This window comes from Pseudoflavonifractor sp. 524-17 (genome assembly GCF_009935845.1).
In the GTDB taxonomy this organism is placed as follows: Bacteria; Bacillota; Clostridia; order Oscillospirales; family Oscillospiraceae; genus Pseudoflavonifractor_A.
Map to the genome: position 1 here is coordinate 36,905 of NZ_QWEK01000004.1, position 24,278 is coordinate 61,182.

Consider the following 24,278-nt stretch of genomic DNA (forward strand, 5'->3'; position numbering starts at 1 on the left):
GATAATGTCAAAATAACCCCAAAGTATTATAATCATCTAATGTGTTTTGGGATTATAGCCAAATTCCGGCCCTGCCTTTCTCCATCCTTTTCGGGGGCCGGCGTTTCAGACGGTATGACCTTGGGATGTGTTTCACCTTACGTCCATCTATGCCGAAGGACGAGTAAGGCTGCCCCAAGCCTGCACCGGCGGTTTTCACAGGCCGCATAAGACAGGAGGCATAGGTTTTGATCCGGCGGCGTCTTTTTAAAAACCGTCCCGGTATACCGTATCCCCACCGGCGCCGTGCCGGTGACAATAAAGGAGGATTACCAAATGAAAAAGCTGCTTCCCTTGCTCCTGTCCGGCGCTATGGTGCTGGGTATGTCCGCCTGCGGCGGTGGCGGCGGCGCCGCCTCTCCCACGCCCTCTTCTGCCGGCGGAGAGGCCGATCCCGCCCCCTCTTCTGCCCAGGCCTCCCAGGCCCCTGAGGGCACCGGCGGCGGTTCCGCCGACTACTCCGATATCAAGATTGCCGTCATGCTCTCCGGCCCCCCGACGGACGGCGGCTACTGCCAGCAGGGCGCCGACGGCGTCCGGGCCATTCAGGCCAAGTACGGCCTGGACGACAGCCAGGTCTCCATCATTGACTCCATCACCACTGCCGACGCCGCCAAGGCCGAGGCGGAGGAAATGGCCGCCGACGGCTACAAGGTCGTCTTCGGCCAGGGCGGCGAGTTTGCCGAGTACTTCAAAGAGGTGGCCCAGGACTATCCTGACACCTGGTTCGTCACCAACGGCGGTTCCGTCACCGCGCCCAACCAGTTCCCCATGTGCATGAGCACCGAGGAGGGCGGCTACGTCTGCGGCGTCATTGCCGGCATGATGACCAAGTCCAACACCATCGGCATTATCCCCGGCGGTGACTGGCCCTCCTTCACCAAGCCCGGCGTGGGCTTCGCCCTGGGCGCCAAGAGCGTCAACGAGAACATCACCGTGAAAAACACCGTTCTCAGCGCCACCAACGCCAACGAGGCCTATGAGACTGCCCTGAACCAGATTCAGAGCGGCGCGGACATCATCTTCCCCAACGCCAACGAGGGCACTGCCGGCGCCATCAAGGCCGTGTCTGAGAGCGAGGGCGTCTACGCCTTCGGCGTGTTTGGCGACTATATCTCCGGCGCCCCCAACCAGGTCTTCGGCAACACCATGCCTGACGCCCCCGGCGCCTACGTGGCCGTCTTTGACGCCATTATGGAAGGCCGCGCCACCGGTGAGATCATGTTCCTGGGCATGGCCGAGGGCATCATCTCCTTCGAGTGGAACGAGGAGCTGAAGGCCACCCTGCCGGAGGACGTGGTCGCCGCCGCCGAGCAGGCCATTGAGGACATCAAGGCCGGCAAGATCGACATCCCCAACGAGTATGAGATCGGTGAGAAGGGCGCGGACAGCTTCTTCTAAGCCCCGCAAAACCTGTCTTCTGACAAATCAAGCAAAGCCGGTACAGGATTTTCCTGTGCCGGCCTTTTTTGCTGCCAGCTATGCCTCGCTGGCCTTGTTTTTCAAAAACAGATACACGGCCGCGCCCAGCAGGGCACAGATCAGATAGGGCGTCAGTACGAAAATCCTCAGCCCGCTGGTTCCTCCTTCGAAGCTGAGATGCGTGATCATCCGCCTGTACTTGACAATGGGCATCAGCAGCCCAACACAGGGAAGGGCCGCAGAGACGGCAAGGATTCGCCGGTCTTTTATGAGGAACGCTAGGCAGACAACCATGCCGGCCAGCGCGCCAAGCCCCAGCGCGCCCAGGAAATAATAGAAACCCCGGTACCACTCAAGGGAATGCGGCCAGAAGATAAGAACCTGAACCAAAACCGCCGCCCCAAGGGCTGCGCCGCTGATGATCCACACTGCCTGATTTAACTTTTTCATGCGCAATCTCCTTTCCGAACGTAAAATTTAAGGCGCAACGGCGCCAGAAGCCAACTATGCCTCGCTGGCCTTGTTTTTCAAAAACAGATACACGACCGCGCCCAGCAGGGCACAGATCAGATAAGGCGTCAGTACGAAGACTTTTAACCAGGGCCCGCGCAGCAGGCCCGCTTCTCCCACTCCATCGGTCGTGATACCCTCAATAAGCCTCCTGAACTTGGCGATAGACATTAGCAGCCCGACACAGGGAAGGGCCGCAGAGGCGGCAAGGATTCTCCGGTTTTTTATGGTGAAACCTGCACAGACAGCAATGCCGGCCAGCGCGGCCAGCCCCAGCGCGCCCAGGAAATAGTAGAACCCCCGGTACCACTCAAGGGAGGAGTGCGGCCAAAAGATGAGCACTTGAATCAGAACCGCCGCCCCAAGGGCCGCGCCGCTGATGATCCACACTGCCTGATTTAACTTTTTCATGCGCAATCTCCTTTCCGAACGTAAATTTAAGGCGCAACGGCACCAGAAGCCAGTAGACCCCTGACACCGCCGCGTCTAAGAGATTAGATCTTGTTGCCGCTCTCGCTTACACGGACCGTTACGCTAAGATCTTGTTCACGGTTCATGAAATTGATAAACTTGAATGTGTAGGTAACATATGCGTAGTTGTTAAAAATCCCAGCGTATTTTCCGGTCCCTTTCGTTACCTTATTCTCTGTAATGTTTCTATCACTGGGGAAATAGTCGTATCCACCGCTTTCCCGTGTTACATTCACATTACCATTGGCCCACGCAAAAAAACCCATGGCATACGTGGTTGTAACCTCGTCAGGGTTCGTCCAGTCAAAACGTTTCTCATTTTTGAACCAGCCGGTACCCTCATTGCTGTTAAGCGGCATGATGCCATCCTGGGTATCTGGAACAAAGTAGAACCTCTCGGTAACGGTTGCTTCGAGTTCCTCATCATAATATGTACTTTCTGTGATAGGAGTTCCAAAGTCTACGGGCGGATCAGACTGACCGGCATCGCTCGTAGCGGCAGAAGCGGGAATTGCCAGGGTAAGGCACGTTGCTATGCCTATGGCAAGAGAAACCAGTCGTTTCATCATATCCTTGCTCCTTTCATGTTGGATATACACTTCCTTCGGGTTAACCCACCTATATAATATCATGGTCTCATTGTTTTGTCAATAACAATTTTCTTGTATTTTAATTCAATTTATTTTGAATATACCGATGATTTATTCAGAAATGCGCGTAGTCAAAACCGCTAAACCCGGCGGTGGTTTTCCCTGAAAAACCATGAGATACTTGAAATCTGAATTTGGCTTCTTGCAATACGTCCGCAGATCGTGTACAATAGTTCTCAAAGTTAGGTATACTGCGCAGTTTAGCGTATTGTCCGCTGCGCCGGTACCTGTAAAAATGATTTTAGGAGGACTCTGACCTATGAAGAAACTGATCCCTCTGCTCCTCTCCGGCGCCATGCTGCTCAGCCTTGCCGCCTGCGGCAGCGGCTCCGGCGACGGCGGCGACCCTCAGCAGTCCGGCGATCCCCAGGGCGGCGGCTCCGGCGGCGGCTCTGACTACAAGATCGCGGTGCTGCTCCCCGGCTCCCCCACCGACGGCGGCTACTGCCAGCAGGGCGCTGACGGCGTGCGGGCCATTCAGGCCAAATACGGCCTGGATGACAGCCAGGTGGCCATTATCGACTCCGTCACCACCGCCGACGCCGCCAAGGCAGAGGCAGAGGAAATGGCCGCCGAGGGCTACACCGTCATCTTTGGCCAGGGCGGCCAGTTCGCCGAGTACTTCAAAGAGGTGGCCCAGGACTATCCTGACACCTGGTTCGTCACCAACGGCGGCGCCATCACCGGCGACAACCAGTTCCCCATGTGCATGAGCACCGAGCAGGGCGGCTATGTCTGCGGCGTCCTGGGGGCCCTTATGAGCCAGACCGGCACTCTGGGCACCGTGGTCAGCGGCGACTATCCCTCCTTCACCAAGCCCAGCGTGGGCTACTCCGTGGGCGCCAAGAGCGTCAACCCCAACGCGGTGGTCAAGTTCGCGGTGCTCAGCGCCTCCAACTCCAACGAGGCCTATGAGACCCTCAAAAACCAGATCCAGTCTGGCGCGGACTTCTTCTTCCCCAACGCGGACGAGGGCAACTCCGGCGCCATCAAGGCCATCGCCGAGAGCGATGCCGCCTACGGCGTGGGCGTCTTCGGCGACTACATCTCCGGCGCCCCGGAGCGGGTGGCCGGCAACATGGTGGTGGACGCTCCCGGCGCCTATGTGGCCGTCTTCGACGCCATTGTCAACGGCGAGGCCAAGGGCGAGATCATGTTCCTGGGCATGGCCGAGGGCGTTATCTCCTTCCAGTGGAACGAGGAACTGAAGGCCACCCTGCCGGAAGATGTGGTCTCCCAGGTGGACCAGGCTGTGGAGGACATCAAGGCCGGCAAGATCGACATCCCCAACGAGTACGACATCGGCGAGACTGGCATCGACCAGTACTTTAACTAACTGCTCGCCCCCTGTCAGCAGCACAAAAAGGGTCCGGAGGACCGCGTTTTGCGGCTCTCCGGACCTTTTTATGGTGATACCTCGGCGGGAGGGTCTATTTTGGGCTGTATCTCCTCCTGGAAGAACCGGGGCAGCTCTTTGAGCAGCATGGCCGCCGCGGGGGAGTGGGGGCGGCTGCGGTGGTGGATCAGGTAGAACTGCCGGGTGAGCAGGGGGCTGTCGAAGTCGAAAGCCAGTACGCCCCCCATACGCACATAGTCCGCCGCGGCCAGGCCGGAGACGATGGAGATGCCCAGACCGTTTTTCACCCCCTGCAAAATGCTCTCCGTGCTCTGGAGCTGGGCGGCCAGGCACAGCTCCCGAGGGTCCACGCCGATGCCCCGCAAAAACTCCTCGCTGTGCTTGCGGGTACCGGAGCCGGGCTCCCGCACCAGAAAGGGGCTGGAGCGCAGCACCTGCTCTGTGATGGTGTCGTTCATCTCCCGGTACTCCTGGGTGTTGGGGGTGACAATCACCATCCGCTCAGAGAAAAAGGGGGTACACACACACCCCGCCTTCTGCACCGGCGAGCCCACAATGCCCAGCTCCGCCCCGTTTTCAAAAATCCGCTGGGCCACCTGGCTGCTGTCCCCCTGAAAGACCTGGAAAAACACCTTGGGATACCGCCGGCGCAGGTGGGGGAGGATCCGGGGCAGCAGGTACTGGGAGGGCACCGTGGACGCCGCGATGGACAGCGCCCCCTGAATATCCGAGGAGGCGGTCTTTACCTCCTGCTCCGCCCGCTCGCATAAGCCCAGGATCTGGGCCGCGTAGCCGAACAGGATGTTGCCCGTACCGGTGAGCTGGATCTCCTTGGTGGATCGGATCACCAGCTTGGTGCCCAGCTCGCTCTCCAGGGCGCTGATGTGGGCGCTGATGGTGGGCTGAGTGAGATACAGCGCGTCGGCAGCCTTGGAAAAACTCTTCAGCCGCGCCACCTGCACAAAGACTTCCAGTTGTTTCAGCTGCATATAAATCCTCTCCCGTTTCTATTGCTATTTCTCAGAACCTGGGTTAAAATAGGGCCGTCAGACAGAATCTGACGTTTTTTAGAATGTTTAGAAAGAAGGTGGCACCATGTCCTCTGCTCAGCAGAACATCAAGCTGACCGAGATGACCTCCGCCGGGGGGTGAGGCGCCAAAATAGGACCGGGTGTCCTTGGAAAACTGCTGGCAGACCTGCCCCGCATCTGCGATCCCAATCTCATGGTAGGATTTGATTCCAGCGACGACGCGGCAGTCTATCGCGTCAACGACAGCACCGCCATGATTGCCACAGTGGACTTCTTCCCCCCCATTGTGGACGACCCCTTCCAATTCGGCCAGGTGGCCGCTGCCAACGCCCTGTCCGACGTGTGGGCCATGGGCGGCGCCCCCCGCATCGCCATGAACCTGCTCACCTTCCCCAGCTGCCTGCCCCTGGACGCGGTCCAGGGCATTCTGGCCGGGGGATACGACAAGGTCATGGAGGCGGGAGCCGTCATTGTAGGCGGCCACAGTATTGAGGACAAAGAGCCGAAATACGGCCTGTGCGTCATGGGCTTCGCCCGGCCGCAGGAGATCCTCACCAACGACGGCGCCCAGGTAGGGGATATTCTGGTCACTACCAAGCCCCTGGGCACCGGTATCCTCTCCACCGCCGCCAAGGCGGGGCTGCTCTCTCAGGGAGAATTTGACGAGATGCTGGCCATTATGACCACCCTGAACAAGAAAGCACAGGAGGCCATGCTCCCCGTCCGGCCCACCGCCTGCACCGATATCACCGGCTTCGGCCTGCTGGGCCATGTGCAGGAGATGGCCAAGGGCTGCGGCCACACTGTCGAGCTGTGGGCCGGCGCCGTTCCCATCGTCCCCAAGGCCCTGGAACTGGCCAGGGACGGCATTATCCCCGGCGGCGCCTACAACAACATGAGTTATCTGGGGGACGACGTGGCCATTGACAGCGGCGTCCCTCTGGAGCGGTCCGACGTGCTCTACGACCCCCAGACCGCCGGCGGCCTGCTCATCGCCGTCCCCGAAGCGCGGGCGCAGACACTGCTTCAGCGGCTGCGCGACCTGGGCGTTCCCGGCGCGGCCATCGGCCGCGTCCTCCCCCGGGACAGCTACATGGTCCGGGTCAAGCCCGGCACGATGTAACCCGATATCCGCCGAAAGACGGGGCTCCGGCCCTGGCGTCTGCTTTCTGGCAGACGCTTGCCGGGGTCCCGTTTTTTCGCCCTTTTCTGTCTGTCTCCAGTATACACACCTTTCTGGAAAAAGGAAAGAGTGTAATCGTAAATAAAATAAAGTTTATTTATTTTCCCTATTCTATTCCCTGCGGCTAAATCGAGTTTATTTATATTTCATGCCGGTTTGGGCGGCAAGAATCAATTTCCAATCTTCAACATAATAAGATATAATAGGACATATACCCCCATGTGTGTTAATGGGAAATCATCCAAAGGGAGAGAAAAGAGGAGGAATTTTAAATGGCTTCAAAACTGAAGCAGCACGGCCTCATTATTGGGGCCGGTCTGATTGTGGGCCTGATTGCCGCCATTCTGTCCTGGCAGGGCAACCCGGCCAACATGGGCTTCTGCATCGCCTGCTTTTTGCGGGACATCGCCGGCGCGGTGGGGCTCCACCGGGCGGCGGTGGTACAGTACATCCGGCCTGAGATCATCGGCCTGGTGCTGGGCGCCATGGGTATGGCCTTTTTTGGAAAGGAGTTCCAGGTCCGGGGCGGCTCGTCCCCGGTGTCCCGGTTTGTGCTGGGCTTCTGCGTGATGGTGGGCGCCCTCATGTTCCTGGGCTGTCCCCTGCGCATGGTGCTGCGCATCGGCGGCGGCGATCTCAACGCCGTGCTGGGCCTTGCCGGCTTTGCCGCCGGCATCTTTGTGGGCACTTTGTTCCTGAAGATGGGCTTTTCCCTGAAAAAATCCACCCCCCAGCCCATGGTAGAGGGCTTTTTGATGCCCGCCATCACCGTGGGCCTGCTGGCTCTGCTGGTGGCCGCTCCCGCGTTTATCTTCTTCTCTGAGGAGGCCCCTGGCTCCCTCCGCGCCCCCATCGCCCTGGCTTTGGCGGCGGGCCTGATTGTGGGCGCCCTGGCCCAGAAGACCCGCCTGTGCATGGTGGGCGGCATCCGGGACGCCATCATGTTCCAGGACTTCCACCTGCTGCTGGGCTTTGTGGCCATTGGCGTGGCCGCCCTGGCGGGCAACCTCGTCCTGGGCAACCCGGTCAGCTTCTCCTTTGACGGCCAGCCTGTGGCGTATAACGACGGACTGTGGAACATGCTGGGCATGGTTCTGGTGGGCTTCGGCTCCGTGCTGCTGGGCGGCTGCCCCCTGCGGCAGCTGATCCTGGCCGGCAGCGGCAACAGCGACTCCTCCGTGGCCGTGCTGGGCATGGTCACCGGCGCCGCTTTCTGCCACAACTTCGGCCTGGCCTCTTCCGGCAAGGGCCCCACCGCCAACGGCCAGATCGCTGTGATCATCGGCCTGGTGGTGGTTGCCGCCATCGGCGCCGCCAACCTGAACAAGAAGAAATAAGGGAAGGAGTACAATCACCATGAATCAAGTTGACGCCAGAGGCTATTCCTGCCCCGAGCCCGTCCTGATGACCAAAAACGCCCTGAAAAGCGGCACCCCCCTGGTTGTACTGGTGGACAATATGACTCCCGTGCAGAACATCACCCGCTTTGCTTCCAACGCCGGCTACAAGGTCAGCCACAAGGCAGTGGGGGATGACTTCGAGATCACCATCGACAAATAATCGGACTATGGAACAGATCGCCACCTTTCATACCCATCTGGGGGCCATGTCCTTTCAAAAGCGGCTGAAGGCCGCGGGGGATCAGCCGGTGATGATGCCGGTCCCCCGGGCGCTGTCCGCATCCTGCGGCACCTGCGTCAAGTTTACCGCCCCCTTTGATGCCCCCTCCATGGCGGACGAGGACCTGGACGCGGTCTACGCCGTCCAGCCCGCCGGAGGGTACCAGATCCTCTTCCAAAACGAGGAGTAGCGTCCAAGTGCAGGCTTCCGTACCGCAGTCCGCCCCCGCTCCTTTTTCGGAGCGGGGGCGGTTCCTATTTCTCGCGCCGGGCCTGGGGCGGAAGGGACTCATCCTCCTCCACCCAATCCCGGTCCACATGGACTACGGCAAATTCCGTCCTTGTCCGGCGGATTACCACCCGGGCGATCCCCGCGTTGATGATCAGCCGCCGGCACATGGAGCAGGAGGTGGCGTCACTGAGCAGCTCCCTCGTCTTGGCGTCCCGGCCCGCCAGATAGAGCGTACCGCCGATGATGGCGCTTCGGGCGGCGGAAATGATCGCGTTGGCCTCCGCGTGGACGCTGCGGCACAGCTCATACCGCTCCCCCGATGGGATGTTCATCTCCTCCCGGGCGCAGTACCCCAGATCACCGCAGTTCTTCCGCCCCCGGGGGGCGCCGTTGTAGCCGGTGGCCACAATCTCATCGTTCTTTACGATAATGGCTCCATAGCACCGCCGCAGGCAGGTGGACCGCTCCAGCACAGTCTCCGCGATATCCAGATAGTAATTCTCCTTGTCAATCCGCCCCATAGCGCTCCTCGCCCCTCTCTTTCTGATCGGCTGATAGGTTCAGTATATCTGCTTTTTGTCTGCCTGGCAAGCACAATTCATAGATTGTTTACGTTTGCTTTCTTGACGGGGCCACACTCTGGCGGTATCATGGTACTGTAACAATTCCGTGGGGCCGCCCGCCAGGACGGCCCTGCCTCGCTTAGAAAAGGAGACGACCGCGCGCATGAATTGGCTCAGAAAATTGATGTACGGGCGATACGGCGTTGACCAGCTCTCCTGGTTTCTTTTGGCTGTCTATATGCTCCTCACCCTGCTTTCGGCGCTGCCCCATCTGGACCTGCTGGCCTGGGCGGCTGTGCTTGCCGCGGTGTGGATGCTCTACCGCGTGTTCTCCCGTCAGTTTATCCCCCGCCGGGCGGAAAACGCCCGGTTTCTCCACTTTGTCGCCCCCTTCATTCACTGGTGCAAGCTCCGCCGCACCGTCCGCCGGGACAAGGACCACTGCTACTTTAAATGTCCCAACTGCGGACAGTACCTCCGGGTGCCCAAGGGCAAGGGACGCATTACGGTCAGCTGCCGCAGCTGCGGCATCAGTTTTGAGGAGAAAAGCTAACCCCAGCCGCCGGCCCACGAATCAGGGCCGGCGGCTCCTTTTTCCTAGCAGAGCCTAAACTTTTCCCCAGTTTCTGCCGACAGATCGGATATATGGGAGATGCGGACGGCGCGCCCCGTCCCGCCCCCGGCAGCAGACAGAGAAAAGGAGGTTTTTATGGAAATTCGCCGTATGCTTCGGGGCACACAGACCAGCTTTGCCCCCGCCGTTCAAAAGGAGCCGCCCGCCCCGGCCAGAAAGTCCGCCCGGCCCTCCGCCGACCGGCTGGAGCTGTCCCGCTGGATGGCCAGTATGGACCAGGAGCGGCTCCAGGCGGAGCAGGCCTTTTACCGGCCCTCCACCGGAGACACCGCAGCCGCCCGCGGAGACGGCGGACTGCTGGGCCTCCTGGACGAGATGGAGACCAAGGAAAAACAGATGGACGCCATGGAAGAGGCCTTAGACGCCATGGACAAGTGCCTCAAAATCGCCGCCCGCATTATGGCGGGGAAGAAGGTCCCCAAGCAGGACGAGGACTACCTCCGCCTCAAGGATCCCAAGGGCTATCAGATGGCCATTCTCCTCCAGAAGAAGGAGACCGGTGAGAAATGCAAGACTGTCCTGGACGAGGACGATCTCCAAGATGAGACGGAAGCGCGCGGCTCCGACAGCGACATGCCTCTCTCCGGCAGCGGAGACGCTCCCGCGGAGTAGCTCCCCCACACCGGCACAGGATATTTATCCGTGCGCAGGCTGTCAAAAAAGGCGCGGCCTTTTCCGACAACGGAGATTCAGCCCGCAAGCACAGGTTCTGTCCGCCTGAAACGGATGAACCCGCGCTTGCGGGCTGAAATGCGTCTTTCCCGAAACCCGCCGGGTTTTCAAACAGACGCTAAGTCAAAGCGTTGACCCCCAAAATAACCGTCCCCAGCAAAACAAGGATGACTCCGGTCGCCCGGTTCAGCGCCGCGGCACTGGCCCGATTGGCCAGCTTGGCTGCAATCCGGGCCCACAGCAGCGTGGACACCACGCACAGGCACAGACACAGCAGGTCCGACATTCCGCCGATGGCAAAGTGGCTGGCCGCGCCGGTGAAGGCGGTGAAGGCCATGATAAAGACGCTGGTGCCTACGGCAGTTTTCAGCTCATACCCCAGCACGCTGGTGAGAACAAGGAGCATCATCATACCGCCCCCGGCCCCTACGAAGCCGCAGATCAACCCCACCATCACGCCGCACATCGCGGACCGGACCAGGCGGCGGCGCTGGCTGACGCCGGCCATGGCCTCTTTGGTGGCCATCACCGGCCGGAGGATAAATTTAATGCCCAGCAGCAGCGTCATAAATACGGAAAAGCTGCCCATGGTCTGATTGGGGACCAGACTGGCCAGCCAGCTCCCCGCCAGGGTGAAGAGAAGGACGGCGGCCATCATCACCAGACCGCCGCGTACATCCAGATTTTTGTTCCGGTGGTAGACCCAGGCGCTGACCGCGCTGGCCAGTACATCGCTGGCCAGCGCAATGCCCACCGCCTCATAGGCGGGGAGGTGGAGAAAGGTGATCAGCATGGGCGAGATGACCGCGGCGGCGCTCATACCGGCAAAGCCGGTGCCCAGTCCGGCTCCCGCCCCCGCCAGAAAGCAGATCAGGAATGTGTACATAAAAAATTCCTCATTTTTCCGTGGATTCGCCTTTGAACGTGTCCGTCCCAGACGACAGGCGGCGGAGATTTTCTCCCACCTGGGCAAAGCACCGCTCCATAATCGCCAGCTGCTCTGGGTGCAGCCCCTGGGTCAGGCCCTGAAAGAAGCGGGCCTGCGCCCGGCGCCCCTCCTCCACTGCGGCGGCGGCCAGGGGGGTGAGGGTCAGGTGGATGCTCTTCCGGTTGCCTCCCCGGAAGTTCCGGGACAACCATCCCCGCGCCTCCAGCGTGTGTACCGAGGTGGACACGTGAGATTTGGCCAGCCCCCGGCGGCAAATAATATCCGCCGCCGTGTCATAGGACGGGTTGTTGGCCAGAAAGAGCAGGATGTCCAGCTCCGCCCGGGTGAGTCCGCAGCGCTGGGCCACCGGCTCCACCGCCTGGCAGTAGAGCCGCCGGGCCAGGGCCAGATGATCCCAAAAGTCAGACGGCATAAGAGATCCCTCCCAAAAGGTTCTAAATAGAACTATATGAGAGTGTAGCAGAATACCGCCTCCCTGTCAAGGGGAGAAAGAGATATTTTCGAGCCGCCCCCCGCCTTCGGCTCCTTGGGGCGAATACGCCTTGCGTTGCGTTTTGGCGCTGTGGTAAGATTTGAGCCGGAAAGGGGAGATCTCATGGAGCTGCGCTTTGACAACCGGAACGGTATCCAGTGGTGCCGCACCGCCACCCATATCTACCTAAAGCCCCACCGGGATCTGCTGCCCTGGGTGGCCCACTACACCCTCCATCTGGGCGGCGGGGGCGCGGGTCCTGTCCGGCCGCTGGTGCTGGTCCCCGATGGGGCGGGCTGTCTGGGCTTTACACTGGAGGACGGGGCGCTGGCCGGGCGGATCCACGGCCCCAGCGCCGCCGCGGTCACGGTGGAGAACGACTTGAAAATCCGGCCCTTTCGCTTTTTTGTGGAGTTTGTCCCCGGGGGGCTGCGGGCCTTCTGCCCCATACCCCAGAGCGAGCTGGCGGGGCGGATCTTCCCCTTGGGTCTGGCGGCGCCGGCGCTGGACGCCGCCTTTCAGGCCGCGTGGCGGGACAGCTCCTGTCTGGACGAATTTATTCAGGGGGTGGACCGGCTTCTGCGCCGGCGGTGTCCGGCGGGGGACGGATTTTCCCACGTGCTGGCCCTGACGGCGGGGCGGCGGGGGGTGGCGGCGGCGGCAGCGGATCTGGCGTACAGCCCCCGGCACCTGGGGCGCCTTTTTCAGACACAGCTGGGCCTGAGTCCCAAGACCTTCTCCCAGGTCATGCGCGTCAACCGGGCGGCCCAGGCCCTGCGGGCCGGACAGGACAGCCTGACCTGGCTGGCCCAGGAGCTGGGCTATTACGACCAGTCCCACTTCATCCGGGCTTTCCGGCAGGTGTGCGGGGTAACTCCCACAGCTTTTCAGGACAACCCGTCCGATTTTTACAATGAAACCCGCAAGCTGGCGGGTATGCTAGGGGCATCCCAGAAGATGAGGTGAGCAACATGAAATTTTCCTGTCCGCTGTACGCTGTGCGCTCTATCGCGGCCGCCCGGACCTTTTATGAGCAGGTGCTGGGCCAGACTGTGGTGATGGACGCGGGGACCAACCTCTCCTTTGCCGGAGGCTTCGCCCTTCAGGAGGACTTTCCCGGTCTGTGCGGCTTTCCGGCGGAAAAGCTGATCCCCAGCGCGCACAACGCAGAGCTCTACTTCGAGACGGAGGATCTGGAGGGGGATATGCGGCGGCTGTCCGCCGCGGGAGTGACCTTCCTCCACGGGCCCAAGGAGTACCCCTGGGGTCAGTGCGTGGCCCGGTTCTATGACCCGGACGGCCACATCGTGGAGGTGGGGGAGTCCATGAGCTCGGTGGTGCTGCGGTTTTTGAGCCAGGGCTTGACCGAGGAGGAGACCGCCCGGCGGACCCAGCACCCCCTGGAATTCGTCCGCGCCTGCCGGCAGGGGCGGATATAGCACCCCGCGCGTCAGAAAATAACCGGGACCCGGCGCTGGAAAGCCTGCGCCGGATCCCGGTATTTTTCAGAAGCGGTACCTTCAGTTGACAAGGGGCAGCACGCCTGCCGGCGGCAAGGCGTGTGCGCGGATGAAAGCAGCGCCCCCTTAAAGCTCTTTTATGAAAAAGTGCTGGCTGTAGCTGTCAAAGCATGGATGAAGTGCAAAGAGCTGGTGATACCCCATTTTCCTGTAAAATCCAGGCGCCTGAAAACTGTACGTATTCAGCAAAACGCGCTTGATCCCGTCTGCCTTCGCCCGGTGCTCCGCCTCTGAGAGCAGCGCCGCGCCCAGATGCCGTCCCCGGACGGCGTCGTCCACAAAGAGAAACTCCACCTCCAGGGTGTCTCCCACAGACCCGGCCACAATTCCCGCCACAACCGCTCCGTCTTCCTCGATATGCAGGGAGTAGTCTTTGAAACCGGTCATGTAATTGGCGTTGTATTGCTGCAATTTTTTGTGGAGGCAGTCCTGTATCTCCGGGGGGCTTGTGTGCAGTTTCATAAAGTTTCCTCCAGCAGCCCGGCGAGATAGCGCCGGATGAGATCGAAGGCGTTGTGGGCGGCGGCGGTGCGCACCCGCTGCCGGCCGGCGCCGCTGTGCAGCTCCCGCACATAGACGCCCTCCGGGGTGGCCAGGGCCACGTAGACCAGCCCCACCGGATTGCCCCGTTCGTCGCTGTCGGGTCCAGCCACCCCTGTGGTGGCCACGGCCAGGTCGCAGCCCAGGGCCGCCCGGGCGCCCTCCGCCATGGCCCGGGCCACCGGCTCGGACACAGCGCCGTACTCCTCCAGCAGGGCGGGGGACACCCCCAGAGCCCGCCTCTTGACGGCGTTGGTGTAGCTCACAATGCCACCGGCAAAGACGGCGGAGGCCCCCGGCAGGTCGGTCATCCGCTTGGCGATGAGTCCGCCGGTGCAGCTCTCCGCGCTGCCTAGGGTGAGTCCCTTCTCCTTCAGCAGGGCCAGCGCCACCTCCTCCAGGCAGGCCACATCCGCGCCGTACACCTTGTCGCCGAACAGGGCGCGGAGCTCCGCCTCCACCGGGGTGATGAGGGCGCGGGCCTCCTCCTGGGTGGGGGCCTTGGCGGTAATGCGCAGCTCGCACTCCCCCTCCTTGGCGTAGGGGGCCAGAGTGGGATTGGTCATGGCGTTCATCCGGTCCCGCAGCAGGATTTCCATAGAGGACTCCCCGATGCCGAAGAGCTTCAGGGTGCGGGAGACAATCACTCCATCAGACAGGGATTGGAGGTAGGGCGCCGCCCGGTACCGGAACATGGCGGTACACTCCCGGGGGGGCCCGGGGAGCATGATCACCCGCACACCATCCGCCTTGAAGGCGCAGCCCGGGGCGGTGCCCCAGTCATTCTGAAAGGGCATACAGCCCTCCGGCAGGTAGAACTGCTGGGCGTTGTTGTCCGTCATGGTCTTGCCGATGGCCTGGAAGAACCCCCGGCAGCGGTCCTCCGCCTCCTGATTGTGGACCAGCTTTTTGCCAAAGCAGTCCGCCAGGACGTTTTTGGTCAGATCGTCGCAGGTGGGGCCCAGACCGCCGGTGGTAATGATAATATCCGCCCGGCGGCGGGCGGTCTCCACCGCGGCCCGCAGCCGCTGGGGATTGTCCCCCACAACGGTGTGATAGTAGACATGGATACCCAGAGCGGACAGGCCCTGGGAGAGCATCTGAGCGTCGGTGTTGGCGATGTTGCCGAGGAGCAGCTCGGTGCCCACGGCGATGAGTTCAGCGGTATGGGACATGGGAACACTTCCTTACTTTTTGTTTGATAACAGGCAGGGAGGCCCTGCGGGGGATTGCCCTGCGCAGGCGGCGTCCGGGGCCCTTTCCCGAAAGGGCCCCGGAACCCCAAAGGGCCCAAGGGGGGCTGGCCCCCCTTGGGGAACCCCCATACGATAGGCCCACCCGGCGCACCGCGCCGGATATCTGCCATGCTGATATGCCAGTCTGGCAGACAACGCGGTCCCAGCTAAGGTCTTGCGCTTACGGTACAATAGAAGAGCCGGGCCTCTCGGGTCGGCCCGGGGGCAAGTACACTGCCAGCCGCTCCCCCGGGCCGGCTGGGGAGGCCCGGCACATAAAACCTGGTCTGGCAGAAGACCTACGCAGGGATCACCTATTTCGAAAGACACTCAGGACGCTGAGGCAGTGATGGCGGCGCGGTGCGCCGCCCGGCCCCCCGCGCAGGGCCCCACGGCGGGGCAGTACACCGGGATGAAAGGCGGAAACCCCCGGCTCATCCTTCTCCTCGTATTTTGAGGAATGGCGCTACAGCCCCTCCAGTACGCCGGCCAAGGCAGCGGCGTAATAGGGCAGGCCGGCCAGGGGGGCCCGCTCATCCACGCAGTGGGCATCCAAAATGTCCGGCCCGGTGCTCACCATCACCATGTCCGGGTTTTTCTCCCCCAGCACCGAGGGCTCCAGCCCCACGTGGACGGCGGTGACCTCCATCTCCTCTCCGGTCGCTTCCCGGTAGGACTGGCAGAGAAGGCGGATGAGGCGGCTGTCCGGACTGCCGGGCCAGCCGTGGTAACAGGAGACCTCCTCCAGCACAAAGCCGTTCTGGGCGGCGGTGCGGTCGTGCTGGGCGAAGAGCGCGCGCTCCTCCTCCCGCCGGGCGCAGCGGAGGAAGGCCAGCACACACAGCCGCTCCCCCTCCCGGTACACCCGGCCGATGTTGGCGGAGGCCCCCACCACTCCGGGGAAAGCGGGGTGCATGGCGTATACGCCGTTGTGCAGGCCGGTGAGCAGGGCCAGGGCGGCGGCCCTGTCCTCCCCACTCCACACAGCGGCAGGGAGGGCGGATGCCTCCAGTACGGCGGTGAGGTTAGGGTCGGCGGTCTGGTACTGACGGCGCAGCTCCTCCTGCCAGCGGCGGACTTCCGCCTGCAGCCGCCCCCCCTGTCCCTGGGGGAGGACTAAGACCGCCTGGGCCTGCATGGGGATGGCGTTGTGGGCGCTGCCCCCGGACAGGTCCCCGATCCAGACGTCCAGCTCCGGGGACAGCCTTGTCAAAAAGTCCGCCAGGGCGCGCACAGCGTTGCACCGGTTTTTGTGGATGTCGTCCCCGGAGTGGCCCCCGATGCCCCCGGAGAGGGTGAGCCGCCAGCCCTCTCCCGCCGGGGCGGGGGAGAGGAGCAGGGGGCGGACGCACCGCTCCCGCCGCCCTCCGGCAGACCCGGCGATGGCCCGGCCCAGGTGGAAGCCGTCGGTATTGAGCAGGCCGTAAGCCCCCTGGAGCCAGCCGGGATCCACCTGGGCCGCCCCCTGAAGGCCCACCTCCTCGCACACGGTGAAGAGCAGGCGCAGGGGACCATGGTTCAGGTCCTGTTCCATCAGCCACAGCACTGTGGCGTTGCCCAGGTTGTTGTCCGCGCCCAGGGTGGAGCTGCCGTCGGTGCGCAGCACCCCATCCTGGATCACCAGCCTGGGGGTGTCCCGCAGGGGGTCGAAGCCGCTGCCCGGCCGGACGGTACACACCATATCCATGTGGCCCTGGAGGATGAGCAGGGGACAGTTTTCCCGCCCCGGGGCGGGGGGGACCTCCGCCAGAACGTTTCCGGCCGGATCCCGCCGGGGGGACAGCCCCATCCGCCTCAGCCGGTCCATGAGGTAATCGCTCTCCTGTTCCTCGTGATAAGAGCCGTGGGGAACCTGGTTCAGACCACGGAACTGCGCTAAAATTCCTTGGGTAATGGCCTGCGCCCCGCCCAGCCGCGCCAGCATTGTCATCGGTATCCGCTCCTTGTGTGGTTTTTCTCTATTGTATCAGAGTCTGTTCCATATCTCAACCTGCACAGATGAGCGCGGGGAGCCAGGGAACAGGCGCTCAGGGGGAGGGCCCGGGCGCAAATCAGCACAGGGCCTCCCATGTACCCAGGGCCACCAGCAGCAGGCCGGACAGGGGGAGGGCCAGCCGGCCCAGCAGCCGGCCCGCCACCCCCGCCCCCAGCCAGCGGCCAAAGGGCAGGCAGAGCAGGGTAAGGAGAAAATTGACCCCGGTAGCCGCCGGGACGGACAGTCCGGCGGCGCCGGCGGCCACCCCTACCCCCGCGTTGTTCACTGCCAGAGCCGCAGCCAGGGCGATCCACCCCGCCAGACCGGGCTGGACGGGACCGTCCTCCCCGCCGCCCTCTTTCCCGCGGAGGAAGTCCAGCAGAAACCAGCACCCGATGCCCACCAGGGCCAGCCCCCCCAGCATATTGGCCGCCTCCGGCGCCGCCGCCGCCACCAGATCCCCCAGAATGAGGGACAGCCAGGTGACAACGGTGGTGATGGCGGCCAGCACCAGGGCGTGCCTTGCCGGGATGCGCACCCCCCGGGCCCCATACCCCGCCGCCAGCAGGACGGTGTCCAGATTACAGGCCAGAGCGAAAAAAAACGCCGTTACCAGCGCAGAAATCAGTGCCATATCGCGCCTCCTTTTCCGCCCATCCTATGAAAAGAGAGGCGGGGAGGTGCCTGCGGGTCAGGGACGCCTTAAACAAGGCAAAAGCCTGTATTCACAGCCGGGAACACTGGACTGCCGGGGGATTTTGTCCCGGCTGGACAGTGTCCAACGGTTCTGAATACAGGCTCTGACCGTCCCGGCCGGAACCAGGCGGGGACGGAGATCAAACAGCCGTAAAGGCTCCGCCGTGATAGCAGAGATATGGGAGCGGCGAGGAACGGGGCGTGGGACAGGGCGTCCTCACCGGCGTCACTCCTCCTGAGACAGCGGGGCGCCGCCCCCCAGCAGCGGCCGGAGCAGGCGCTGGAAGAGCTGGGCCAGTCCTCCGGTAGACACCGCGGCCACCACTGTGCCCGCCCCCGCGCCGGCCAGCCGGCCCAGGCAGAGGAGAGACACCGCGATGGCTGCGGCCACAATGGTCACGTCAAAGGCGGTCTTGGCGGCGCCGAAGGGGACGGCGTATTTCCTGTTCACCGCCCGGCAGAACCCCTCACAGGGGAGGTACATCACGTCCCCCATTACCTCCAGGGCCACCCCCAGGCCCAGCACGGTACACCCCGCAAGGAGCAGCGCCGTCCGGGCGGGGCAGGAGGACAGCGTCCAGCCCCGGAGCAGCCACAGCCAGACGTCCAGCCCCATGGAAAACAGGAAGCTGGCGGGGAGCTGGAAGAGCTGCGCGGGCCGGAACTCCCGCCGGAGCACCGCCGCCTGCCCCGCCAGGGCGGCCGCATTGATGAGGAAGGTAAACGTGCCCAAGGTAACGGCGGGGACAAGCAGATTGAGCACAAAGGGCAGGCTGGCAATGGGGCTGCACCCCAGGCCGGCCTTGACGATCAGGGAGCTGCCAAAGGAGGCGACGACCACGCCCAAAGAAAAGGTACCGTACCGGGACAATGCCCCTGGATAGGCCATGGCACACCCTCCTTTCCCGGTTTTACAAGCTGGATTCACAGCCGCTGAACGCTGTCCGGCCGGACCCTTTGCCGCCCCGCGGCGGCAAAAATCCCCCGGTCATCCAGCATTCCCAGGCTATGAATACAGGTTTTTACAGAAAAATTGTAACACAGCCTGCCGGCGGACACAAGGACGATTTTCGCGGCCCATCCGGCGGCCCGGAGACAGAAAACAGGCGCCCAGGCTGGAGCTGGGGATTTTGTTCACATTTTCCCCTTTTTTATTGGGGTGGGATATGATATACTGTACCATGAATTTCTGTAGACAAATGCTTGGCAGCGCCAGCATTGGGGAAAGGTGAACGACCTGAAATGAATATTTTGAAGAAACTGTTTGGCACCAGCTCCGCCAAGGAGCTCAAGGCCATTCAGCCCCTTGTGGACAAAATCGAAAATCTGGAGCCGGAGTACGCCGCCCTCAGCGAGGAGGAGCTCAAGGGCAAGACCGCCCAGTTCAAGGCCCGCCTCAGCGCCGGGGAGACGTTGGACGACATCCTGCCGGAGGCCTTTGCCACCTGCCGGGAGGCGGCGTGGCGGGTGCTGGGCATGAAGCCCTACCGGGTGCAGCTCATCGGCGGCATCATCCTCCATCAGGGGCGCATTGCCGAGATGCGCACCGGCGAGGGCAAGACGCTGGTGGCAACCCTGCCTGCCTACCTCAACGCCCTGGCGGGGGAGGGCGTCCACGTCATCACCGTCAACGACTACCTGGCCAAGCGGGACAGCGAGTGGATGGGCAAGGTATACCGCTACCTGGGCCTGACCGTGGGCCTGGTGATCCACGACATCCCGCCCCAGATGCGCAAGGCCTCCTATGAGGCGGACATCACCTACGGCACCAACAACGAGTTCGGCTTTGACTACCTGCGGGACAATATGGCCATCTACTCCGCGGAGATGGTCCAGCGGGGCCACTCCTTCGCCATTGTGGACGAGGTGGACTCCATCCTCATCGACGAGGCCCGCACCCCCCTTATCATCTCCGGCCAGGGGGATCAGTCCACCCAGCTGTACACCATTGTGGACAACTTTGTGGCCAAGCTCACAGGCAAGCGGGTGGCCAGCGTGGACGCCAAGGAGGAGGAGGACCCGGACGAGGACGCCGACTACATTGTGGACGAGAAAGCCCGTACCGTCACCCTCACCGCCCGGGGCATCCGCAAGGCGGAGGAAGCCTTCCAGCTGGAAAACCTCTCCGACGTGGAGAATACCACCCTGTCCCACCACATCAACCAGGCCATCCGGGCCCGGGGCCTGATGAAGCGGGACATTGACTACGTGGTGAAGGACGGGCAGGTCATCATCGTGGACGAGTTCACCGGCCGGCTCATGTTCGGCCGCCGGTACAACGAGGGCCTGCACCAGGCTATCGAGGCCAAGGAGAAGGTGGCGGTCGCCCGGGAGTCCAAGACCCTGGCCACCATTACCTTCCAGAACTACTTCCGCCTGTATGACAAGCTGTCCGGCATGACCGGCACCGCCATGACCGAGGAGGAGGAGTTCGGCACCATCTACTCCCTGGACATTGTGGAGATCCCCACCAACAAGCCCCTGGCCCGGAAGGACCACCCCGACGTGGTATACAAGACCGAGGCGGGCAAGCTGCGGGCCATTGTGAGCCAGATTGAGGAGTGCTACAAGAAGGGACAGCCCGTGCTGGTGGGCACCGTGTCCATCGAGAAGTCGGAGCAGCTGTCCGATATGCTCAAGCGCAAGGGAGTCAAACACAACGTGCTCAACGCCAAGTTCCACGAGAAGGAGGCGGAGATCGTGGCCCAGGCCGGCAAGTTCGGCGCCGTCACCGTGGCCACCAATATGGCCGGCCGCGGCACCGACATCATGCTGGGGGGCAACGCGGAGTATCTGGCCAAGGCGGATCTGAAGAAGGCGGGCCTGTCCGACGAGCTCATCGCCGAGTCCACCGGCTTTGCCGAGACGGACAACCAGGAAATTCTGGACGCGCGGCGTATGTTCAGCCAGGCGGAGGCAAACTATAAGGACGCCATCAAGAGCGAGGCGGAGAAGGTCCGCGAGGCGGGGGGACTGTTTATCCTGGGCACCGAGCGCCACGAGTCCCGCCGCATCGACAACCAGCTCCGGGGCCGCGCCGGCCGTCAGGGCGACCCGGGGGAGAGCCGGTTCTACCTGTCTTTGGAGGACGATATTATGCGCCTGTTCGGCTCCGAGCGGGTGATGGGCATGATGGACCGCCTGGGCGTGGACGAGGATACCCCCATCGACGCCAAGATGCTCTCCGGCGCCATTGAGAACGCCCAGAAGCAGGTGGAGTCCCGGAACTTCCAGACCCGTAAGACGGTGCTGGAGTACGATGACGTGATGAACACCCAGCGCAAGGTCATCTATGAGCAGCGCCGCCAGGTGCTGGACGGGGAGAACCTCTCCGGCGCCATCCAGAAGATGCTCCACACCGTCCTCTCCGGCGCCATTCACGGCCACATGGGGGAGCAGAAGCACCTGGACGCGGAGACCTGGCGGGAGATCTGCGCCCCCTATCGGGGGATGTTCCTCACCGCAGACGAGCTGAAGTTCACCGACGGCGAGCTGGAGCAGTACTCCGCCGACGACCTGTGCCAGCTGCTGCTGGAGCGGGCGGAGCGGGTGTACCGCGCCAAGGAGAAGGAGCTGGGCGAGCCGCTGATGCGGGAGCTGGAGCGGGTCATGATGCTGCGCGTGGTGGACGAGTATTGGATGGACAACATCGACGCCATGACCGAGCTGCGCCAGGGCATCGGCCTGCGGGCCTATGGCCAGAACGACCCCGTGGTGGAGTACAAGCGGGAAGGCTACGAAATGTTTGAGAACATGATCGCCGCCATCCAGGAGGAGACCATCCGCCGGGTATTCCTGGCCCGGGTTCAGGTGGGCGGCGCCGTCAAGCGGGAGCGGGTGGCCCGGGTCACCGGCGAGTCCGGCGGCAGCGACCAGACCGTGAAAAAGCAGCCCGCCAAGAAGGGCAAGCGCATCGGCCGCAACGACCCCTGCCCCTGCGGCAGCGGGAAGAAGTGGAAAAAGTGCGACTGTGAGCAGTATCACGGCCCGGACTATCAATAATCAATCAGAAATGTACTGAAAAGGCAGAATGGAGGGACAAAAACCAGACGTTCTGCCTTTTCTGTTCAGATGAGGACTGTTGAATGAATATTATTGAGTGTGAACACGGCGGCGTCCCTTTTCTCTCCTGTGAGGGCTTTGCCGCCGCCGGCGGAGTGGCCCACGGCTTTTCCACCCGGGCGGGGGGCGTAAGCGAGGGGATCTACGCCTCGCTGAACCTGGGCTTCTGCCGTGGGGACGACCGGGAGAAGGTGCTGGAGAACTACCGCCGGTTCTGCGCCGCCATCGGGGCGGACTATGAGGGGCTGGTCCTGTCCAACCAGGTCCACGGGGATGTGGTGCGCCCCGTCACCACCGCCGACCGGGGCAAGGGCATCCACTCCAAGGGCAATTACGAGGCCGACGGCCTCATTACCGACATCCCCGGCCTCTGCCTGACCATCTTCGGAGCAGACTGCCTGCCCATCCTGCTCTACGACCCGGCGCGCCGGGTGATTGCCGCAGTCCACGCGGGCTGGCGGGGCACCGCCAACGGCATCGCCGCCAAGGCGGTGGAGCGCATGGCGGACAGCTATGGCTGCCGGCCGGGGGACATTCTGGCGGCGGTGGGACCGGGGATCTCCAAGTGCTGCTTTGAAACCGACGAGGACGTGCCCAACGCCCTGAGCGAAGCCATGGGGGCCGCCGCCCTGCACCATATCGAGGTGCGGGGAAACAACAAATTCTATGTGGACCTGAAGGCCCTCAACGCCCTGCGCCTGGAGAAAGCGGGGCTGGCGGCGGAGCACATCGCCGTATCCGATCTGTGTACCATGTGCCAGCATGACCGGTTCTGGTCCCACCGCTACACCAAGGGGGAGCGGGGAAGCCAGGCCGCCATGCTCCAGCTTCTGTAGGCATGGGGCGGCGCGGCGCGTGTTTCGTTCTGGCACTGGCGCTGGCGCTGGGCCTGTGCGCCTGCGGGGAGGAGCCGGAGTACGTCCTCCCCCCGGAGACGCCCCCGCCCCCCGCGCCCACCCAGAGCGCCCAGCCCATGCCCTTTGCCCTGGCCTGCTACCCCGGGCAGGGGCTCCACCCCATCCTGGGGACCAACCGGGCCAATCTGAATTTGGCCGGCCTGATCTACGACGGGCTGTACGAGCTGGACCGGAATTTCGCCCCCCAGAGCGCCTTGGCGGTGGCCCACACCGTGTCAGAGGACGGGCTTACCTGGCAGTTCACCCTGCGGCAAGGAGTGACCTTCTCTGACGGGAGTCCTCTTACCGCGGCGGACGCGGCCTATTCCCTCAACCTGGCCCGGGAGAGCCCCCTGTACGCCCAGCGGCTGGGGGCGGTAACCGCCGTCCGCGCGGAGGGAGAGCAGGTGGCGGTCACCCTGTCCGCCCCCAACGGGGCCCTGCCCGCCCTGCTGGATATCCCTGTCATCCGTCCCAACGGGGAGGAGGGCGCCCCTCTGGGCACCGGGCGGTATGTCCTGGCAGGGAGCGGGACGGAGCTGTCTCTGAACCGCCGGACCGGCGGCTGGCGGGAGGCGCCCCCCAGTCTGGAGCGCATCCCCCTGCGCTCCATGGAGCAGAACGAGGATTTGATCTACGCCTTTGACACCCGGTCCGTAACGCTGGTGGGGACCGACTTCACCAGCCCCGGGACGCTGGGCTTTTCCGGCAGCTTTGAGACGGTGGATTATTCTACGGCAGATATGCTCTATCTCGGCTTCAACTGTTCCTCCGGCCCCTGCCGCAGTCCGGAGGTGCGCCGGGCCCTCAGCCGGGGGCTGGACCGGGACGCCCTGTGCGCCGGGGTGTTTTCCCTCCACGCGGCGCCGGCGGCCCTGCCCGCCCATCCGGCCAGCGGCGTCTACGACAAGGAGACGGCGGATCGGCTGTCCTATGACCCCCAGTCCATGGCGGATCTTCTGCGCCAGGGGGGCTGGACCAACGAGGGGGAGGGCTGGCGCAGCGGACGGCAGACCCTGGCGCTGAGGCTGGTGGTCAATCAGGACAACAGCTATAAAACCAGCGCGGCGGACGAGCTGGGGCGGACCTTTACCGAGGCGGGAATCGCCGTCACCGTAGAAAAGCTGCCCTGGGAGGACTACCTCACCGCCCTGGAAACCGGCGACTTTGACCTCTATCTGGGGGAGACGCGCCTCACCGGGGACTTTGATCCGGCCCTCCTGCTCAACGGCGGGGCGCTGAACTATGGCCGCTACACCGGCGGCGGCACCGACGTTCCTCTGGCGGCGTTTCAGGCCGCCCAGGGTCCCGCCCGGACCGCCGCTGCCAAGGTCTTTTACGGGGCGTGGGCGCAGGAGGCTCCCTTTGCCGTCCTGTGCTTTAAAAACTGGTCGGTCCTCACCCAGTGGGGGCAGGTCTCCGGCCTGACGCCCACCCAGCAGAACTTGTTTTACGGCTTTGAACAGTGGACCATCCGGGGTGGATAGAGGTCCTGAAGCATGTCTGAATACAGAGAAAACAGGCCCTAGGGGGGCCGGTACAGATAAGGG

25 protein-coding genes are annotated in these 24,278 nt (G+C 63.1%); 13 read left to right on the forward strand and 12 right to left on the reverse strand.

From position 1 onward, the window contains the following. Window positions 1-315: 315 nt before the first annotated feature. Window positions 316-1,440, forward strand: a complete 1,125-nt coding sequence (locus D1159_RS00590) for a BMP family protein (RefSeq protein WP_161843759.1) — start codon at window positions 316-318, stop codon at window positions 1,438-1,440. 78 nt (window positions 1,441-1,518) lie between these two features. On the opposite strand, the gene D1159_RS00595 is transcribed toward D1159_RS00590, so the two are convergent. The 3 genes from D1159_RS00595 to D1159_RS00605 all read right to left on the reverse strand — a co-directional run bounded on the left by D1159_RS00595 (window position 1,519) and on the right by D1159_RS00605 (window position 3,011). After that, entirely contained in the window at window positions 1,519-1,911 is a 393-nt protein-coding gene (locus tag D1159_RS00595) for a hypothetical protein (RefSeq protein ID WP_161843760.1), read from the reverse strand. 54 nt (window positions 1,912-1,965) lie between these two features. After that, on the reverse strand, window positions 1,966-2,382 hold the full coding sequence (locus D1159_RS00600) for a hypothetical protein (protein ID WP_161843761.1): 417 nt from the start codon (window positions 2,380-2,382) through the stop codon (window positions 1,966-1,968). Between the two features lie 83 nt (window positions 2,383-2,465). Continuing rightward, a complete protein-coding gene (locus tag D1159_RS00605; protein ID WP_161843762.1) occupies window positions 2,466-3,011 on the reverse strand; it encodes a hypothetical protein in 546 nt (181 codons plus the stop codon). Between the two features lie 340 nt (window positions 3,012-3,351). Here D1159_RS00605 and D1159_RS00610 point away from each other — a divergent pair, with 340 nt between their 5' ends. Next, entirely contained in the window at window positions 3,352-4,428 is a 1,077-nt protein-coding gene (locus tag D1159_RS00610) for a BMP family ABC transporter substrate-binding protein (protein ID WP_161843763.1), read from the forward strand. 68 nt (window positions 4,429-4,496) lie between these two features. On the opposite strand, the gene D1159_RS00615 is transcribed toward D1159_RS00610, so the two are convergent. Continuing rightward, complete coding sequence (locus D1159_RS00615; protein ID WP_161843764.1) at window positions 4,497-5,438, reverse strand: selenium metabolism-associated LysR family transcriptional regulator; 942 nt, start codon at window positions 5,436-5,438, stop codon at window positions 4,497-4,499. Window positions 5,439-5,544: 106 nt separating this feature from the next. On the opposite strand from D1159_RS00615, the gene selD reads away from it, so the two are divergent. The 4 genes from selD (at window position 5,545) to D1159_RS00635 (ending at window position 8,473) form a co-directional block, all read left to right on the forward strand. After that, window positions 5,545-6,603 carry a selenide, water dikinase SelD gene (selD, locus tag D1159_RS00620; protein WP_202620877.1) on the forward strand — a complete coding sequence of 353 codons (1,059 nt, stop codon included), beginning with the start codon at window positions 5,545-5,547 and terminating at the stop codon, window positions 6,601-6,603. Window positions 6,604-6,935: 332 nt separating this feature from the next. After that, window positions 6,936-8,000: a YedE family putative selenium transporter gene (yedE, locus tag D1159_RS00625; RefSeq protein WP_161843765.1), complete on the forward strand. Its 1,065-nt coding sequence runs from the start codon at window positions 6,936-6,938 to the stop codon at window positions 7,998-8,000. 19 nt (window positions 8,001-8,019) lie between these two features. Further along, on the forward strand, window positions 8,020-8,223 hold the full coding sequence (locus D1159_RS00630; RefSeq protein ID WP_161843766.1) for a sulfurtransferase TusA family protein: 204 nt from the start codon (window positions 8,020-8,022) through the stop codon (window positions 8,221-8,223). 7 nt (window positions 8,224-8,230) lie between these two features. Next, a complete protein-coding gene (locus D1159_RS00635) occupies window positions 8,231-8,473 on the forward strand; it encodes a DUF3343 domain-containing protein (protein ID WP_161843767.1) in 243 nt (80 codons plus the stop codon). 64 nt (window positions 8,474-8,537) lie between these two features. Here D1159_RS00635 and D1159_RS00640 read toward each other — a convergent pair whose 3' ends face one another. Continuing rightward, on the reverse strand, window positions 8,538-9,035 hold the full coding sequence (locus D1159_RS00640) for a dCMP deaminase family protein (protein ID WP_161843768.1): 498 nt from the start codon (window positions 9,033-9,035) through the stop codon (window positions 8,538-8,540). 205 nt (window positions 9,036-9,240) lie between these two features. On the opposite strand from D1159_RS00640, the gene D1159_RS00645 reads away from it, so the two are divergent. Both D1159_RS00645 and D1159_RS00650 read left to right on the forward strand, forming a co-directional pair. Continuing rightward, a complete protein-coding gene (locus D1159_RS00645) occupies window positions 9,241-9,630 on the forward strand; it encodes a hypothetical protein (protein WP_161843769.1) in 390 nt (129 codons plus the stop codon). A 156-nt stretch (window positions 9,631-9,786) separates the two neighbouring features. Continuing rightward, complete coding sequence (locus D1159_RS00650) at window positions 9,787-10,323, forward strand: hypothetical protein (RefSeq protein ID WP_161843770.1); 537 nt, start codon at window positions 9,787-9,789, stop codon at window positions 10,321-10,323. 178 nt (window positions 10,324-10,501) lie between these two features. Here D1159_RS00650 and D1159_RS00655 read toward each other — a convergent pair whose 3' ends face one another. Next, window positions 10,502-11,269: a sulfite exporter TauE/SafE family protein gene (locus D1159_RS00655; protein ID WP_161843771.1), complete on the reverse strand. Its 768-nt coding sequence runs from the start codon at window positions 11,267-11,269 to the stop codon at window positions 10,502-10,504. A 10-nt stretch (window positions 11,270-11,279) separates the two neighbouring features. Continuing rightward, window positions 11,280-11,744 (reverse strand): MarR family transcriptional regulator, encoded by a 465-nt coding sequence (locus D1159_RS00660; RefSeq protein WP_161843772.1) that lies wholly within the window; start codon window positions 11,742-11,744, stop codon window positions 11,280-11,282. Window positions 11,745-11,927: 183 nt separating this feature from the next. Here D1159_RS00660 and D1159_RS00665 point away from each other — a divergent pair, with 183 nt between their 5' ends. Further along, entirely contained in the window at window positions 11,928-12,770 is an 843-nt protein-coding gene (locus D1159_RS00665) for a helix-turn-helix domain-containing protein (RefSeq protein WP_161843773.1), read from the forward strand. Between the two features lie 5 nt (window positions 12,771-12,775). Continuing rightward, complete coding sequence (locus tag D1159_RS00670) at window positions 12,776-13,243, forward strand: VOC family protein (protein ID WP_161843774.1); 468 nt, start codon at window positions 12,776-12,778, stop codon at window positions 13,241-13,243. Between the two features lie 147 nt (window positions 13,244-13,390). Here D1159_RS00670 and D1159_RS00675 read toward each other — a convergent pair whose 3' ends face one another. The 5 genes from D1159_RS00675 to D1159_RS00695 all read right to left on the reverse strand — a co-directional run bounded on the left by D1159_RS00675 (window position 13,391) and on the right by D1159_RS00695 (window position 18,659). After that, window positions 13,391-13,786 carry a GNAT family N-acetyltransferase gene (locus D1159_RS00675; RefSeq protein WP_161843775.1) on the reverse strand — a complete coding sequence of 132 codons (396 nt, stop codon included), beginning with the start codon at window positions 13,784-13,786 and terminating at the stop codon, window positions 13,391-13,393. After that, on the reverse strand, window positions 13,783-15,039 hold the full coding sequence (locus D1159_RS00680) for a competence/damage-inducible protein A (protein WP_161843776.1): 1,257 nt from the start codon (window positions 15,037-15,039) through the stop codon (window positions 13,783-13,785). Before D1159_RS00680 ends, D1159_RS00675 begins: the two co-directional genes overlap by 4 nt. A gap of 526 nt (window positions 15,040-15,565) precedes the next feature. Then, entirely contained in the window at window positions 15,566-17,029 is a 1,464-nt protein-coding gene (locus D1159_RS00685; protein WP_161843777.1) for a M20/M25/M40 family metallo-hydrolase, read from the reverse strand. A 121-nt stretch (window positions 17,030-17,150) separates the two neighbouring features. Beyond that, entirely contained in the window at window positions 17,151-17,708 is a 558-nt protein-coding gene (locus D1159_RS00690) for a manganese efflux pump (RefSeq protein ID WP_161843778.1), read from the reverse strand. A gap of 288 nt (window positions 17,709-17,996) precedes the next feature. Beyond that, on the reverse strand, window positions 17,997-18,659 hold the full coding sequence (locus D1159_RS00695) for a DUF6198 family protein (protein ID WP_161843779.1): 663 nt from the start codon (window positions 18,657-18,659) through the stop codon (window positions 17,997-17,999). 353 nt (window positions 18,660-19,012) lie between these two features. Here D1159_RS00695 and secA point away from each other — a divergent pair, with 353 nt between their 5' ends. From secA to D1159_RS00710, 3 genes are all read left to right on the forward strand, one after another. Further along, on the forward strand, window positions 19,013-21,772 hold the full coding sequence (secA, locus tag D1159_RS00700; protein ID WP_161843780.1) for a preprotein translocase subunit SecA: 2,760 nt from the start codon (window positions 19,013-19,015) through the stop codon (window positions 21,770-21,772). An 83-nt stretch (window positions 21,773-21,855) separates the two neighbouring features. After that, complete coding sequence (gene pgeF, locus D1159_RS00705; RefSeq protein WP_161843781.1) at window positions 21,856-22,668, forward strand: peptidoglycan editing factor PgeF; 813 nt, start codon at window positions 21,856-21,858, stop codon at window positions 22,666-22,668. A 2-nt stretch (window positions 22,669-22,670) separates the two neighbouring features. After that, on the forward strand, window positions 22,671-24,215 hold the full coding sequence (locus D1159_RS00710; RefSeq protein ID WP_161843782.1) for an ABC transporter substrate-binding protein: 1,545 nt from the start codon (window positions 22,671-22,673) through the stop codon (window positions 24,213-24,215). Window positions 24,216-24,278 lie beyond the last annotated feature (63 nt).